The organism is Flavobacterium galactosi (assembly GCF_048158585.1).
Taxonomy (GTDB): Bacteria; Bacteroidota; Bacteroidia; order Flavobacteriales; family Flavobacteriaceae; genus Flavobacterium; species Flavobacterium galactosi.
The window spans coordinates 427434-443237 of the sequence record NZ_JBLNKV010000004.1 but is presented as its reverse complement, the minus strand read 5'-3'; the positions used below and the strand labels follow the sequence as shown (position 1 = coordinate 443237).

At 34.0% G+C, this 15804-nt stretch carries 18 protein-coding genes; 13 read left to right on the top strand and 5 right to left on the bottom strand.

The window, feature by feature from the left end; genetic code table 11:
* The first annotated feature begins 86 nt into the window (after window positions 1-86).
* From ACM55M_RS11155 to ACM55M_RS11140, 4 genes are all read left to right on the top strand, one after another.
* Complete coding sequence (locus ACM55M_RS11155) at window positions 87-1229, top strand: ABC transporter substrate-binding protein (RefSeq protein WP_416857714.1); 1143 nt, start codon at window positions 87-89, stop codon at window positions 1227-1229.
* A gap of 1 nt (window position 1230) precedes the next feature.
* Entirely contained in the window at window positions 1231-2262 is a 1032-nt protein-coding gene (locus ACM55M_RS11150; protein WP_416857713.1) for an iron chelate uptake ABC transporter family permease subunit, read from the top strand.
* The gene (locus ACM55M_RS11145; RefSeq protein WP_416857711.1) at window positions 2262-3044 is read left to right on the top strand and encodes an ABC transporter ATP-binding protein; all 783 of its coding nucleotides are present in this window, start codon (window positions 2262-2264) and stop codon (window positions 3042-3044) included. The genes ACM55M_RS11150 and ACM55M_RS11145 overlap by 1 nt, the downstream gene beginning before the upstream one ends.
* Window positions 3045-3326: 282 nt before the next feature.
* Complete coding sequence (locus tag ACM55M_RS11140; RefSeq protein ID WP_416857710.1) at window positions 3327-4181, top strand: hypothetical protein; 855 nt, start codon at window positions 3327-3329, stop codon at window positions 4179-4181.
* A 67-nt stretch (window positions 4182-4248) separates the two neighbouring features.
* Here the strand turns inward: ACM55M_RS11140 and ACM55M_RS11135 are convergent, their stop codons facing one another.
* The 3 genes from ACM55M_RS11135 to ACM55M_RS11125 all read right to left on the bottom strand — a co-directional run bounded on the left by ACM55M_RS11135 (window position 4249) and on the right by ACM55M_RS11125 (window position 7029).
* Window positions 4249-5859: a class I SAM-dependent methyltransferase gene (locus ACM55M_RS11135; protein ID WP_416857709.1), complete on the bottom strand. Its 1611-nt coding sequence runs from the start codon at window positions 5857-5859 to the stop codon at window positions 4249-4251.
* 112 nt (window positions 5860-5971) lie between these two features.
* Window positions 5972-6427: a tRNA (cytidine(34)-2'-O)-methyltransferase gene (locus ACM55M_RS11130; RefSeq protein ID WP_416857708.1), complete on the bottom strand. Its 456-nt coding sequence runs from the start codon at window positions 6425-6427 to the stop codon at window positions 5972-5974.
* A gap of 26 nt (window positions 6428-6453) precedes the next feature.
* Window positions 6454-7029 (bottom strand): pseudouridine synthase, encoded by a 576-nt coding sequence (locus ACM55M_RS11125; protein ID WP_416857706.1) that lies wholly within the window; start codon window positions 7027-7029, stop codon window positions 6454-6456.
* Between the two features lie 171 nt (window positions 7030-7200).
* On the opposite strand from ACM55M_RS11125, the gene ACM55M_RS11120 reads away from it, so the two are divergent.
* On the top strand, window positions 7201-7566 hold the full coding sequence (locus ACM55M_RS11120) for a hypothetical protein (protein ID WP_416854081.1): 366 nt from the start codon (window positions 7201-7203) through the stop codon (window positions 7564-7566).
* 172 nt (window positions 7567-7738) lie between these two features.
* Here the strand turns inward: ACM55M_RS11120 and ACM55M_RS11115 are convergent, their stop codons facing one another.
* Window positions 7739-7987, bottom strand: a complete 249-nt coding sequence (locus tag ACM55M_RS11115) for a phage tail protein (RefSeq protein WP_416857705.1) — start codon at window positions 7985-7987, stop codon at window positions 7739-7741.
* A 373-nt stretch (window positions 7988-8360) separates the two neighbouring features.
* Between ACM55M_RS11115 and ACM55M_RS11110 the strand changes: the two genes are divergently transcribed.
* From ACM55M_RS11110 to ACM55M_RS11095, 4 genes are all read left to right on the top strand, one after another.
* The gene (locus ACM55M_RS11110) at window positions 8361-9740 is read left to right on the top strand and encodes a DNA recombination protein RmuC (RefSeq protein WP_416857704.1); all 1380 of its coding nucleotides are present in this window, start codon (window positions 8361-8363) and stop codon (window positions 9738-9740) included.
* Window positions 9737-10102: a 6-phosphogluconate dehydrogenase gene (locus ACM55M_RS11105; RefSeq protein ID WP_416857703.1), complete on the top strand. Its 366-nt coding sequence runs from the start codon at window positions 9737-9739 to the stop codon at window positions 10100-10102. The genes ACM55M_RS11110 and ACM55M_RS11105 overlap by 4 nt, the downstream gene beginning before the upstream one ends.
* A gap of 5 nt (window positions 10103-10107) precedes the next feature.
* The gene (locus ACM55M_RS11100; protein ID WP_416857702.1) at window positions 10108-10656 is read left to right on the top strand and encodes an acyl-CoA thioesterase; all 549 of its coding nucleotides are present in this window, start codon (window positions 10108-10110) and stop codon (window positions 10654-10656) included.
* Between the two features lie 185 nt (window positions 10657-10841).
* A complete protein-coding gene (locus tag ACM55M_RS11095; RefSeq protein WP_416857700.1) occupies window positions 10842-11381 on the top strand; it encodes a YceI family protein in 540 nt (179 codons plus the stop codon).
* 2 nt (window positions 11382-11383) lie between these two features.
* On the opposite strand, the gene ACM55M_RS11090 is transcribed toward ACM55M_RS11095, so the two are convergent.
* Window positions 11384-12298 carry a TIGR01777 family oxidoreductase gene (locus ACM55M_RS11090; protein WP_416857698.1) on the bottom strand — a complete coding sequence of 305 codons (915 nt, stop codon included), beginning with the start codon at window positions 12296-12298 and terminating at the stop codon, window positions 11384-11386.
* Between the two features lie 119 nt (window positions 12299-12417).
* Here ACM55M_RS11090 and ACM55M_RS11085 point away from each other — a divergent pair, with 119 nt between their 5' ends.
* From ACM55M_RS11085 to ACM55M_RS11070, 4 genes are read left to right on the top strand one after another with little or no spacing between them, the layout of a single operon-like run.
* Window positions 12418-13077 carry a TetR family transcriptional regulator C-terminal domain-containing protein gene (locus ACM55M_RS11085; protein WP_416857697.1) on the top strand — a complete coding sequence of 220 codons (660 nt, stop codon included), beginning with the start codon at window positions 12418-12420 and terminating at the stop codon, window positions 13075-13077.
* Window positions 13077-14384, top strand: coding sequence for an ABC1 kinase family protein (locus ACM55M_RS11080; protein ID WP_416857695.1), 1308 nt, complete (start codon window positions 13077-13079; stop codon window positions 14382-14384). Before ACM55M_RS11085 ends, ACM55M_RS11080 begins: the two co-directional genes overlap by 1 nt.
* Window positions 14384-14518 carry a DUF2256 domain-containing protein gene (locus ACM55M_RS11075; protein WP_082014130.1) on the top strand — a complete coding sequence of 45 codons (135 nt, stop codon included), beginning with the start codon at window positions 14384-14386 and terminating at the stop codon, window positions 14516-14518. Before ACM55M_RS11080 ends, ACM55M_RS11075 begins: the two co-directional genes overlap by 1 nt.
* Entirely contained in the window at window positions 14494-15798 is a 1305-nt protein-coding gene (locus ACM55M_RS11070; protein ID WP_416857694.1) for a DASH family cryptochrome, read from the top strand. Before ACM55M_RS11075 ends, ACM55M_RS11070 begins: the two co-directional genes overlap by 25 nt.
* The last annotated feature ends 6 nt before the right edge of the window (window positions 15799-15804 follow it).

The window sequence follows — 15804 nt, the reverse complement described above, 5'->3', positions numbered from 1 at the left end:
AGTATTTGTTCAATTTTTTACTGCTAAAAATAAACAAGAAATTTTATAAATTTGGTATACCTTTGTCGCTATCGAAAAATTAAACCATGAAATTCACCTTTAAATTAATCCTTTTTGTTTTCTCTTTTTCAACTTTAGTTGGATGTAAAAAAAGCGAAACCTTAAAGGTAAAAGAAAGCACAAATTCAAAAAATGCAATCGAATACTCCTCGGGACTTTCTATTAATACCTACGAAGGATATACAATAGTGACGGTTTCCAATCCTTGGCCTGAAGCCAATAAAAACTTCACTTATATATTAAAAGAAAAAAACGGCAGCATTCCTGATAGCCTACAAAAATACACCACAATTTCAGTTCCTTTAGAATCAATCGTCGTTACCTCAACGACCAATATTCCTTTTTTGGAAATGCTGGGAGTTGAAAAATCACTGGTGGGTTTCCCTCATACCGATTATGTTTCTTCTGAAAAAACTAGAAAACTAATTGATGCCGGCGCTGTTAAAAACATAGGACAAAACGAAAAATTAAACATGGAGCAACTCATTGAATTGGCGCCTAATTTAATCGTAACTTTTGGAGTTGACAACAATAATCCAATGATTGATAATTTACAAAAAAGCGGACTTAATGTACTCATACAAGCGGACTGGATGGAACAAACTCCGCTTGGAAAAGCAGAATGGATTAAGCTTTACGGTGCTTTATTTGGAAAAGAAAAAGAAGCCAAAACGTTTTTTGATGAAATCGTTAAAAATTACAATGACGCGATACAATTGGTTGCAACCCAACAACCAACAGCAACCGTTTTGTACGGATCTATGTATCAAAACCAATGGTATGTAGCAAGAGGAAATAGCTGGGTAGCCCAATTTATGAAAGATGCCAAAGCAAATTATTTGTGGGCAAATGTGGAAGGAACAGGAAGTCTTAGTTTGCCTTTTGAAAAAATATTAGAGAAAGCAAAAACAGCGAAATATTGGATTGCAACAGGTTCTTTTAAAAGTATTGGTGAGTTCGAAAACAGTAATCCGCATTACAGTCAGTTTGACGCTTCTAAATCTAAAAATGTGTATACTTTTGAAAGTAAATTAGGTGCAACAAGAGGAACTATTTATTATGAATTAGCACCAAGCAGACCGGATTTAGTATTGAAAGATTACATTAAAATTTTCCATCCTGAACTGCTTCCAAATTATACTTTTACTTTTGCACAAAAACTAAATTAAATTGGCATATCAAAAACGAAATACGATTCTATTTTTCTTGCTTACTTTTGGGCTTGTTCTATTGTTTTTTGTAAACATTAGTTTTGGTTCCATCACCATACCTTTTAAAGAAGTCTATACGAGTTTAACGGGTGGTCAAGCGAGTAAATTTACTTGGGAATATATTATTATCAATTATCGGTTACCCAAAGCCATTACGGCAATTCTCGTAGGAATGGGATTATCAATCAGTGGTTTGCTGATGCAAACTTTATTTCGGAATCCATTGGCAGGACCTTATGTTTTAGGACTGAGTTCCGGTGCCAGTTTAGGCGTCGCTTTTGTAATATTAGGAGCGAGCTTACTTCCACCTTTTTTAAGTACAATTTTATTATCCTCTTATGGAGTGGTTTTAGCCTCAACTATAGGAAGCTCAGTTGTATTACTCGCCGTTTTGATGGTTTCCCAAAGGTTACGCGATACAATGGCCATCTTAATTGTAGGGCTAATGTTTGGTAGTTTTACCAGTGCAATAGTAGGTGTTCTTACGTATTTTAGTTCGGCGGAACAATTGCAGAAATTCACGTTTTGGTCTATGGGAAATTTAGGTAATTTGTCTTGGTCATCCATATTAATTTTATCCGTTTGTGTTGGGATTGGTTTGTTATTAAGTCTGTTTAGTATCAAACCGCTAAATGCCTTATTATTGGGTGAAAATTACGCTCGCAGTTTAGGTTTGAATTTCAAAAAAACACGATTAATTATTATTTTTGCAACAAGTATTTTAGCCGGAAGCATCACCGCGTATGCAGGTCCAATTGCCTTTGTAGGACTGGCAGTTCCACACATAGCAAAATTAGTATTCCAAACCAGCAACCATTCGGTTTTGTATTGGAGTACGTTACTTTTAGGAGCTTCGATTATGCTTATTTGTGATGTACTTTCAGAATTGCCAGGATTGGAGATTACTTTGCCAATTAATGCGGTGACTTCCATAATTGGTGCTCCTGTGGTCATCTGGTTATTGGTTAGTAAACGAAAAATGATTGCCTAATGGAAAACAAAATCATCTTACAAGCGTCTCAAATCAGCATCGGCTATTTTCATAAAAAAGAGAAAATCGTAGTGGCTTCAGATATCTCTATTGCTTTAAAAAAAGGAAAACTGATTGCTTTAATTGGTGCGAATGGCATTGGAAAATCAACGCTTTTAAAAACGATAACAGGAATCCAGAAACCACTTTCCGGTGCTGTATTTTTAAATGAAAAGAAAATCAGTGATTACGAATCTTTGGACTTGGCCCAAAACCTAAGTATCGTTTTAACCGAAAAATTGCCTCCCAGTAACTTAACAGTTTTTGAACTCATTGCTTTAGGAAGACAGCCCTACACCAATTGGATGGGAACTTTATCTGATATTGATATTGTTAAAGTTAATGAAGCGATGGCATTGACGCAAATCAGTCATTTAGCCACAAAAAAGCATTATGAAATCAGTGACGGACAATTACAAAAAGTATTGATTGCACGAGCTTTGGCGCAGGATACTCCGTTAATAATTTTAGATGAACCTACTACCCATTTGGATTTATTACATAAGGTGGCTTTATTCAAACTTTTGAAAAAACTTACTCATGAAACTGGAAAATGCATTTTATTTTCTACTCATGATATTGATATGGCGATACAATTGAGTGACGAAATGATTATTATGACTCCTGAAACAGTGCTTCAAGACGAGCCTTGTAATTTTATTTCAAAAGGAAGTTTTAATACCTTATTCAAAGACGAGCATATTGTTTTTGACGCTGAAAAAGGAAAATTCATGATTGTTTAGTTTTTCCGTAATTACCCTACTGAAACACAACGTTTTTATAACAAAATTCTACTTTATAAAATCTGTTTTCTAAAAACTATCCTTCTTCCTATCTATAAATTTTACAATAGTTGGAAGATCATTCACGAACCAATTAACACAGAGCGTTTAATTAATTTTAAAATAAAAATAAATTGAATATCAAGTAGTTATGATATTTATTGTATTTTTGTTCTTCTTTTTATTTTCCCCCAAAGCTTAACTTATCTACAGCATTAAAAACAATCTTTTAAAATTTTAATTATGGAAAATTTGTTTACATTGCCAAAAAAAATTATCGTTTTGGGGTGCTTATTTTTGCTTTTTTCTTGCAGTCAGGATGAAATGATTACTGCTGATTTACAAAAAAACGTATCCTCATCATTTACGGCTAAAACGAGTGCTGCCAAACTTACGGTATTTAAAGGACCTCAGGTAGCTCTTGGATACGGAAAAGTACGTTCCTGGATAAGTGTGGATTCAAATGGTCATCCTTACGAAATAGGAATTGAAATCACTCCTGAAGCCTTTAAAAATCTGGATACTGATAATAGTAAATCTGTCCCACCAGATGGCGAAACTATTGTAGTACCATTGCAATTAAAAGCTACTCAATTAACTCCTTTTGATCACATCGGGCTTAACTGGAATCCTCATGGTCACGAACCCGCTGGCGTTTTTAATGTACCCCATTTTGACATTCATTTTTACATGATTTCTGCCCAAGAGCAACTCGCAATACCGGCATGGTCAACAGAAACGGATGCTGCTTTCAACAATTATCCTCCTATAGGTTACATGCCTGCAGATTATTTTACTCCACCTGGTCCAGCAACGGCTGAGCCCCAAATGGGAAAACACTGGCTACCTATAAACTTAGGAGCGTATCTTCCATTTTCTAAAATTATGATTTACGGTTCTTATAATGGTAAATTTATTTTTGTGGAACCAATGATTACTTTAGATTATCTACTTTCTGATGTTGATTTTAGTGCCAATTATTCTCAACCGGAACATTTTGAAAAAGCAGGAAATTATCCGACGAAATATAACATTTATCACGATGCGGAGAGCGGAAACACTTACGTTACATTAAGTGATTTTGTTGCCCGAAATTAATTCTAAATGAGGAAGCGTATCAACTTCCTCATTTTATTTCTTTTTAATTTTTCAATACAAAATGGTACTATCCATTTCCTTTCAATAAATTTATACTCACTGTTGCAATGGGAGAATCAGGAAATCTCCTGAAGAAATTAGTGTCTGGATACAATCCCGCTTCAGCAGCGATTTTGTGCAAAACAGGAATTTCGACGATGTATTGATCCGAAAAACCATGCGTGGCATCATAAGCCGAAGCAGCTGTTTTTCCTAAATTAGCAGCAGTCAAATTTGGAGCAATGGTATGCAATTCAATCATTAATAACCCAAATTTCCTAACGAAAGGCGACCATTTATTCAAATGTTCCAATAGATTATCTTCGACTAAACTATTACTGATTCGCTCTCCTCTATGCGCAAATGCACCTGTAGAATGACTTACTCTGCCTTTAGTAACGTGTTGAGGCATTTCCCAAATTCTGTTATGATCCAAGAAGGTTCTCACATTCAATAAATCTTTCAAATCAATGTTATAATTTTCCAATAAGTCATTGGCTAATAAATCGGGCTGCCCAATATCTCCCCAAATCACTTTGGCCCAAATATCGGCTTTGATTAAATTGGCTCGGGTTACTTTCAAGGCTGCCTGATTGTAATCGGCACCAACCAGAAATAAAGGATAATCATCCAGCATTTTTCCGCGGAGGGTTTGTCTTTCGATTACAGTATAAATATGTTCTATAAATGCTCCATTGCCACAACCCATATCGAGAATTCCTTTCGGCTGATCTTCAATTGGTAAATTGAATAATTTGATGATAATCTCATCTACAACTTTAAAATAAGTATCATGTGCTCCTCCGCTTCCCCAAACATTCATTTCTCGGTCCACATGAATTTCATCTTCCCCTTCGGCCACCGTTCGGAGTATATTTGGGTTACCAAAAAGCAATTCCTCCATTTTACTGAAAGTAGGTAAATAGGAAACCGTCACTCCATAAGCAGAAGCTCTTTTGGCAAAAAACAACCCCTTTTCCGTAAACTGATAATTCCCTTTTTTTTGGGTAAACCAACCTAAATCAACAAAGAAATCGAGAATCATTTTGAAATTTTCGGGAGATTTATGAAATTCTTCGGGGCGGAAAGAAATCTCCATAAAATATTTATGAAACATGCCGCTCATACCCAATCTTACTAATATTGGTCCAACCAAAGAACCTTCAATATGGGTTAGAATCTGATGCTGAATTTCATTGGTCAGCGTATCATTCGAAAATGAAATTCCATACTTTTTTTTATACAAATCGAAAATTAAACCCAATCGAGCGAATGGTATATCGTCTAATAATCGTGTACGAAATTGCATCGTGAAATGCAGTAAATCAAGAACATCTTCATACAAATAGAACATTGGAAAAGCAATCGCGCTTTTATTGTTTATGCTGAATTTAATTTGGTCTGTGGTAGTATTGATATGATAATCCAAGAATCCTTGCGAACACAAAACACGCAAACCCACATTGAGATAGCCTTCATTGGCTTTAAAATATTCCGTAAGTTCCGTAAGTGTGACTTCTTTTTTGTCAAGAATATAGGATAGCACTCCTTTTTCAAACAAAACATACGCAACCGGAGCGGTAACCAAACCATCTAAATGTTTGAAAATGGTACTTCTAAGGATAACTTTATCAATCATAAAAGTAAGTTTTAAAGGAGAAAAAACACAATTAGATCTAGAATGACCTACTCAAATATATGAAATTCCATCCACAAAATCGCCTTACTTTTTACAATTCAAAATTTACAACTTACCGTTTATTAGTGATTTGTCTCTTTGCTTCGCCAATGACAAACGCGACAGAATTTGCAATATTAAAACTTCTAATTAACGGTGACATTGGAATTGTCAGATGATTGGGGAATTCGTTTAAAACCGTTTCGCTCAAGCCTTTACTTTCTTTCCCAAAAACCAACCAGTCACCATCCTGAAAATCATTCTCCAAATACGATTTTTCGGCATGGGAACTCATCAGGAAAACTCGGGACAAATCAGGAATCTGTTCTTTCCATTCGGCTACATTTTCATATTCAGTAACATCAAGATACACCCAATAATCCAAACCGGAACGTTTTAGGTTTTTATCATTAATGACAAATCCAAAAGGATGAATTAAGTGCAAACGGCTTTCGGTACCTACGCACAATCGGCCAATATTTCCAGTATTATTTGGGATTTCAGGTTCTACTAAAACGATGTTTAACATTTCTTTTTGATTAATCGGTTATTTGTTTATTCGGTTATTTGAAAATCTTCAACTTCCAAAACTTCTCCAGCCTGTAAATCATTGAGGTGTACGTTTCCTATTCGAACACGAACCAATCGTAACGTTGGAAAACCAACAGCGGCAGTCATTTTCCGGACTTGGCGAAATTTCCCTTCATTCACCGTTATCGAAGCCCAAGAAGTTGGACCGTGACGTTCATCACGAATTTTTTTTCCTCTAGTTCCAAAAGCAGGAATTTCATTAATTAAAAAAGCTTTACACCGTTTCGTAATGTATTTCGTGCCATTGAAACCTATCTCGACCCCTTTTTGCAGTTGCTCAATGGCTTCCTGATGAATAATGCCATCGACTTGTACATAATATTCCTTGTCTACTTTTTTACTTCGAATGATTTCGCTCATCATCCCGTCCGTGGTCAATAACAATAATCCTTCAGAATCTTCGTCAAGACGTCCTATTGCCATCGTTCCTTTGGGGAAATCGTGCAATTCGCCCAGAAGTTTCTTTTTTCTTTTTAATTCGTAAATAAACTGACTCAGATACCCGTAAGGCTTATGAATGATGAAATGAGAATGAGCCATTTTAGTGTATTAGTTGTGCCTGCAAAGATAGTTTTGTTTTAGCTGGATTTAAAATAGTGTCGCCATACATTTATTGGTATAAACCAAAAGCTATGTTAAATGATTGAATTTCTTAATATAAAAGACGTAACATTATAGAAGTTAAGAGTATTAACTTTAAAATTAAAGAGCATGGAAAGCAACGATTTAGGTTCAAAAAAAACAAATAATAAGCAAAATATAAACGAAGGATTTAGTGGTCAGAATCTAGCCCAAAATACGAATCCTGAGGTATCACATTTGAAGTCAGAAGTAGAAACTGATGCACATGGAAATCAAAAAATTGTCCAAAGAGCACGGAATATTGATGGAACTTTAGAACAAAATGAGGATAGTACTCCTAAAAATTTAAGTTCTGATACCGCGAATGTTTCTGAAGAACAAGCTAAAAAAATGGTAGAAAATAAAGATCATAACTCAGACATCATTCCAAATCGTTATCCTAATGAGCATCCTGATAATAAGGAAGACAGAGGAAATATTAAACTGGATGAATAACAATTGATTTTGTTTAAAAAGGCCAATAAGTACATTTTCTTTATTGGTCTTTTTTAATTTTAGAAAATTAAAGCAAATGATTTTCATAAAAAAAAACACCAAACGTTGTGCTTGGTGTTTTAAATTTTAAAGTTTCAAACGCTCATAAATCGGAACCTAAACTATAAACGATTTAGCTTCTTGATGGAAATATTCCATACATGCAAATGATATGATTAATCCCTTCGCCTTGACTTGATTTTTCCTTTTCTAAATTAGGAACTGCAAAAGTTGTAATTCCATCCCCACCGTATTGATTGCCCAGAATTGAATACATAGCAGTATTTTCTTGAATAGACATTAATTTCCCATCACAGAAAGCCCAATCCTTTGGGGCAAATGTGCCTGCAAACATTTTAATAGTTCCAATAAAATCTTCCATAGTTGTTTTTTAAATTGATTAATTAATAAGTTTATTCTTTATAATTGCTTATAAATATATCAATAATTATTGACACCAAATTTTTAATTTAAACAGAAACCTTAAAACCAGTGATTATCAAAGTTGATTACAGAATAAGGTGAAGGAAAATTTCTAAATCTCTATCATTTTACATCCTAAACATAAGTACTATTAACCTGAATGTCGAACACTCTACACCGTATCTCCCGGCATTCAAAACTTTTGACCATTACAAATAAATATCGTTTTTTGACAGGAATAGATTCAAGAAAATGGTATAAGTTCAAAGATCCATCATAGCAATTGTGGCATCTTTTTATTACTTTTACTTTTTACAAAAAATAATACTTCTATGTCAAATATGCTTCCGTTCTTACTGCTTTTTATTATTGCTCTCGCCATTGGTATTTTCATTGGCAAACTCATTTTCTCTGCTCGATTTCAGTCGGAAAAAATTAGTTTAGAAGAAAAACTGATTGCTTCATCTTCACAGTTCAATCAACTAAAAGAACAAATTGCTATTGACAAAATAGCCTTTGAAAAACAATTAGAAAACGCCAATGGGGAGAAAGAAAGTATTCGAAGCGAAAAAGACAGTTTAGCCATCCAGCTTTCTAAGAAAGAAGTTGATTTTGAGAATCTTTGGGAACGCAACAAAGAGCAAAAAGAAGAAGTCGAGAAATTACAGGAAAAATTCACCAAAGAATTTGAGAATCTCGCCAATAAAATATTAGAAGAAAAGTCTAATAAATTCACGGAGCAGAATAAGGAAAATATGAAAAACATCTTGACGCCTTTGCAGGATAAAATTCATTTGTTCGAAAAGAAAGTCGAAGACACCCACAAAGAAAGCATTGATTACCATGCAGCTTTGCGCCAACAGATTCTGGGCTTGCGAGAAATGAATATCCAAATGAGCAAGGAAACCCTCAATCTCACGAAAGCTTTGAAAGGCGATAGTAAAATGCAGGGAAATTGGGGCGAATTGGTTTTGGAACGCGTTCTTGAAAAATCAGGATTAGAGAAAGGTCGTGAATATGAAGTCCAACAAGCATTCACTACTGAAGATGGAAATCGCGTTTTTCCTGACGTTGTGATAAATCTGCCGGACGGCAAAAAGATGATTGTCGATTCTAAAGTTTCTTTGACCGCTTATGAAAAATACATCAATGAAGAAGATGACGATCTAAAAGTTGGATTTTTAAAAGAACACCTTAACTCCATCAAACGCCATGTAGAACAATTGGGCAATAAAAACTACCAAGATTTATATCAAATTGAAAGCCCTGATTTTGTATTGTTATTTATTCCGATAGAGCCTGCTTTTGCTATGGCGCTGAACGAGGATACGACTTTATACAACAAAGCATTCGAGAAAAACATTGTTATTGTTACGCCTGCCACTTTATTAGCTACTTTGCGAACTATTGACAGTATGTGGACCAACCAAAAGCAACAGGAAAATGCTTTGGAAATTGCACGCCAGGCTGGTGCTTTGTATGACAAATTTGAAGGTTTTGTTGGGGATTTAATCAAAATTGGAAAGAAGATAGACGAAAGCAAAATTGAATACAGTGGCGCTATGAATAAACTGGTGGAAGGAAAAGGAAACTTAATCGTAAGTGTCGAAAAATTGAAAAAAATGGGAGCCAAAGCCAAGAAAGCACTCCCGGAAAGCATATTGAACAGAGCAGAAAAAGATGAAAATCAATTATTAAACGAAATAAAATGAAACGAATTTTAGGAATTATTTTAGGAATTGGCACCTTGGTCTTGATTTGTTATTTTGCATTTCTCTATTACGTTCCTTACAGTGAAGGCATTCGTTCCGGTGAACTCATAAAATTGAGTCATAAAGGAATGGCCATAAAAACATGGGAAGGCGAATTGAGTCAGGGAATTTCCGGAGCTCAGATTTTTAGTTTTTCTGTTTTGGACAGCGATAAAAAAGTGATTGAAGATTTGAAAGGGCTTCAAGGAAATTATGTGAGACTAACTTATGTCGAAAGATACCGAACATTTGCCTGGTGGGGAGAAACGAGATATTTTGTTACATCCGTTCAAAAAGAGCCTTCTCCTTTTAATCAAAAATAATTTTTATGAATACTACTTTTAAAACTGTTGCTTCGTCAAATATCAGTATTTCAGAATTGATGCTGCCCTCTCACACGAATTTTAGCGGAAAGATTCATGGTGGTTATATTTTATCTTTACTGGATCAAATTGCATTTGCTTGTGCTTCAAAATTTTCAGGCAATTATTGCGTAACAGCATCTGTTGATACCGTGAATTTCCTTAAACCAATTGAAGTAGGCGAACTGGTTACGATGAAAGCCTGTGTGAATTATGTGGGTAATAGTTCTATGATTATAGGCATTCGGGTTGAGGCTGAAAATATTCAAACAGGAAAAATAAAACATTGTAATTCTTCTTATTTTACTATGGTTGCCAAAGACAAGGAAGGCAAAAGTGTTCTGGTTCCCGGTTTAATCTTATCCAATCTAAATGAAGTACGCCGTTTTTGCAATTGCATCAAACAAATAGCCTTAAAAAAGGAAAAAGACCTACACGAAGAAAAGTTTGATTATAGTTCTCCTGAATCGCTGGCAAGCCTTAAAAAATACAATGTACAATTAGAGTTACACTAGATTATTTCAGCCTTATTTTTTAACTAAAATCAATCGATTTAAGATCTAAAAAACCAAAAATTAATGCAATTTCAGATTTATACAAACGGCTCAATTAGTTTATATTAATGCGATTATTTATCATTAATCGTAAACTTATTTCCTTGAAATTTCGTAACTTTAAGTAGTTTAATTCATAAATGATTATGAAAAAAATTACGCTCCTTTACCTAATTTTTATAGCTAATACTGCTGTTTCACAAGAAAAAATGACTACTGATAAAGGAATCATCTATTTTGAGGCTTCAGTTCCTTTCTTTGAAGAAGTAAAAGCAATAAATAATAAAACAGCCTGCGTTTTGATTACCAAAACTGGAGAGATAACCTGTTTTGCCATCATCAAAAATTTTCAATTTGAAAGAAGTTTGATGGAGGAACATTTTAATAAAAATTACATGCAGAGTCATCGATTTCCTAAAGCTATATTCAAAGGCCGAATTGAGAAATTCGATCTGAAAAATATTGACTCAAATGCAACTGAATATCAAATTACAGGAAAAATTACCATGCATGGAAAATCAAAAAAAATCATAGTATTGGGTACAATCAAAAAGGGAGCTCAAGGAATCGAATTAATTACTAATTTTCCTTTAAATACTGATGATTTCAAAATCGAAATTCCTTTTATCGTGCGCAGTAAAGTATCCAAAAACGTGAACACTCAGCTTTATTGTGTTTTACAATAAAGCTATTTAATTAAACAATTCCTAAGAGCTTCCTCCAAGTTTTTATATTTAAACTGGAATCCTAATTTTTCCAGTTTTTCTGATGATACTCTTCTTCCAGTTAAAACAATTTTAGACATTTCACCCATTGCAAATTTCAACACAAATTCAGGGACGTTGGGCAACCAAATAGCATAACCCAAAACTCGCGCCAGTATTTTAGAAAAAATCGCATTATTTGTATTATCATTAATGGCTGCATTATAAGGTCCATTCATTTCCACATTTACAACAGCCTCAAGATATACATTACATAAATCATCGACATGTATCCACGGCATGTATTGCTTTCCTGATCCTAATACTGAACCCAATCGATACTTAAATATAGGAATCAGTTTCTTTAAAAACCCATCATTTTTTCCTAATACTAATCCAGTTCGGATTTTTACCGTACGAATATGCAAGTTTTCAATAAAATCTATTGCATTTTCCCATTTTTGACACGTAGAACCGAGAAAGTCATGAGCCAAAGGTGTTTCTTCCGTACAGATTTCTTCTCCATTCACAGCACCATAAATCCCAACTGCCGAAGCCGAAATAAAGGCATCCAGTTTTTTATTATTTTTCTTCAAAACAGAATAAATCAATTGTGTTGACTTTTCTCTACTTTCAACAATAGCTAATTTGCGTTTAGCAGTCCATCTTTTTTCAGCGATATTCTCACCTGCCAAATGAATTACGTAATCCGCATTTAGTACTGCCGCTTCATCAATCGTTTGATTGGAAACGTTCCATTTAAAATAAGAAATATCGGTTGTGTTTTTCTTATCACTTCGACTCAATATAGAAACTGAGAATCCTTTCTCAATTAACAAATCAGTTAAGTGTTTACCGATAAATCCTGAACCTCCGCTTATTAATATATTTTTTTTCATAACAAAACAAATCTAGTCATTTTGAGGCATATAAACATTAACATTAATTTTTGTTTAACATTATTAGATTTTAGTTAAACATTCATTACCTTTATACTATAATTTGAAATACATCAAAAATGGCTACTAAAAAAACAACAATAACAAGAGAGAAAATAGTTTCAATGTATATGAATTATACATTGGAAAATAATGACAAACCGAAATCCGTTTATAATTTCACTAAACTGAATAACTTTTCAGAATCTGAATTTTATAACTTTTTCGGAACCATGGAGAGTGTAGAGAAAGAAATCTTCAAAATGTTTCTAGAAAAAACGGTCGAATTACTTCAAAAAGACCAGGACTATGAAACCTATGATATGAAAAGTAAAATGTTGAGTTTTTACTTTACTTTCTTTGAATTATTGTCTGCTAACAGAAGTTATGTAACCATGAGTTTGAAACAGCATCACAATGATTTGAAAAATTTAATGCTGCTATCCAGTTTGAGAAGCAGTTTCAAAAACTATCTCGCAGGAATCATTTCAGATGAATACCGAATCAAGCAGGAAAAATTTCAAAACTTTCAGGAGAAAGCAATTCAGGAAACTTCTTGGATACAACTTTTATTAACCTTGAAATTTTGGTTGGAAGACTCCTCTCCTGCTTTCGAGAAAACAGACCTATATATAGAGAAGTCAATAAAAGCCACCTTTGAATTGATGAACATCACTCCGCTAGAGAGCTTAATAGACTTTGGAAAATTTATTTTCAAAGAAAAAATACACAACAAATAATGAAAACCATAGACTATATACCCACATCAAAAATTGAAAGAGCTACAAAACTGGTGCAAACCGGCGCAAAAGTTGGTGTAAATTATCTCAAATATTACGGAGAAAAAATGGTTAATTCTGATTTGACTCGTGACAAACTCAACGAAGATAACGCAGAAGACATCTACGACGGACTGAAAAGTTTGAAAGGAAGCGCGCTGAAAGTAGCGCAAATGTTAAGCATGGACAAAAGCTTTTTGCCACAGGCTTATGTAGAAAAATTTTCTCTTTCTCAATTTTCCGTTCCGCCACTTTCAGCACCATTAGTACTAAAAACGTTCAAGACGAATTTTGGAAAAACACCTTATGAGATTTTTGACGAATTCAACGCAAACTCTGTTAACGCCGCAAGTATCGGACAAGTTCATGTTGCAGTAAAAAACGGCAAAAAACTGGCGGTAAAAATTCAATATCCTGGCGTTGCCAATAGTATTTCATCTGATTTGGCTTTGGTGAAACCAATAGCAATCAGAATGTTTAACCTTCAAGGGAAAGATTCTGATAAATATTTCAAGGAAGTCGAAGACAAATTGATTGAGGAAACCAATTATTTATTGGAATTAAAACAAAGCCAAGAAGTTGTTGAAGCCTGTAAAAAGATTGACAATTTAGTTTTCCCGAATTACTATCCAAAATTTTCATCGGAGAAGATTATCACGATGGATTGGATGACAGGAATTCATCTTTCGGAATTTACCAATAAAAATGACAATCAAGAAATTGCAGACAAAATTGGTCAGGCATTGTGGGATTTCTATATGTACCAAATTCATATTCTGAAAAAAGTACATGCTGATCCGCATCCGGGAAATTTTTTGGTAAACGATGAAAACCAATTAGTGGCACTGGATTTTGGTTGTATGAAACAAATTCCTAATAACTTCTATATTCCTTATTTCGAATTAATAAACAAAGAAGTGATTGATAATAAGAAACTTTTTAGCCAAAAATTATTCGAATTAGAAATCCTTAGAGTCGATGACACCAAAGAGGAAGTGGAATATTTTACTCAAATGTTTTACGATTTATTATCCCTGTTCACCAAACCTTTTCAAACCGAAACTTTTGATTTCTCGGACGCAGCATTTTTTGAAAGCATCGCACAATTGGGCGAACGATTCTCAAAAGACACTAATCTTAGGAAAATGAATGGTAATCGAGGTTCCAAACATTTCATTTATATGAACAGAACCTTTTTTGGATTATACAATTTGATGTTTGATTTGAAAACAACAATCGTTGTCAATGAATATCAAAAATACAACTAGTGAAAAAGGAAAATCTGCCTTCAAAAATGTGTTTGGTTTGTAACCGGCCTTTTAGTTGGCGGAAAAAATGGGAAAAAGTTTGGGACGAAGTCAAATATTGTAGTGAAAAATGCAAAAGAAACAAAAAGGGTTAGTTTGGTTTAGAAATGATCTTAGAGTCAATGATAATGAATCGTTGTCAAATGCTATTGGCGGAAATGATACTGTAATAGCAATGTATTTTTTTGATCCAAGGCATTTTGAAAACACAAGATTTGGTTTTAAAAAAACAGAGAAATTTAGAGCTAAATTTCTAATTGAATCGGTAACAGCATTGAAACAAAATCTGGAAAAATTAAATATTCCACTTTTGGTTTATCACCAAAAACCGGAAGAAATTATTCCGGAAATTATTGCTCAAAATGGAATCAATTCTGTTTACTTGCAAGAAGAATGGACGAGTGAGGAAATAGAAGTTTTAGAGAATATAAAATCGAAAGTTCGGGATTCAGTAGCCTTCAAAAGCACTTACAATCAGTTTCAATTTTATCCTGAAGACATTCCGTTTGACATTTCATCGATTCCAAATGTTTTTTCACAATTCAGGAATCAGTGTGAAAAATCAATAAAAGTCAGACCTGAATTTACAGTTACACCGTTGACTGAAGAAAATTGGACCACAAACGAAACTGTAATACCTACGATGGAAACATTGGGATATAGTGATTTTGAAATGGATTCCAGAACTGCTTTTCCTTTTAGTGGTGGTGAAAACGAAGCACTGAAACGATTGAAAAATTATTTTTGGGAAACCAAAAAACTAAGTGTTTATAAATTGACTCGCAACGGATTAATTGGGACTGATTTTAGTTCGAAATTTTCTCCTTGGTTGGCTAATGGCTCTATATCTGCGAAAACTATTTATTGGGAGATTGTCAAATATGAGCAAGAAGTCGAGAAAAATGACTCGACGCATTGGTTAATTTTCGAACTGATTTGGAGGGATTATTTTAAATACGTTTCGATGAAAAACGGGAATTCGATTTTTAAAATTGGAGGAATTTTATATAAAAATTACGATTGGAAAAACAATCTATCTGCCATAAACAATTGGATTAACGGCACGACAGAAGAGCCTTTTGTAAATGCCAATATGATTGAATTGCAACAAACAGGCTGGATGAGCAATCGTGGGAGACAAAATGTAGCATCTTATTTTGCAAAGGAGCTTCTGTTAGACTGGCGTATCGGAGCCGCTTATTTTGAAGCGATGCTTATTGATTACGATGTCCACAGCAATTACGGGAATTGGATGTATGTTTCAGGAGTTGGCAACGACCTAAGAGATCGAAAATTCAATATTAAGCTACAAGCTGAAAATTACGACGGGCAATCAAAATTCCAGAAATTATGGCTGCAACAACAATTATTTTAAAAATTA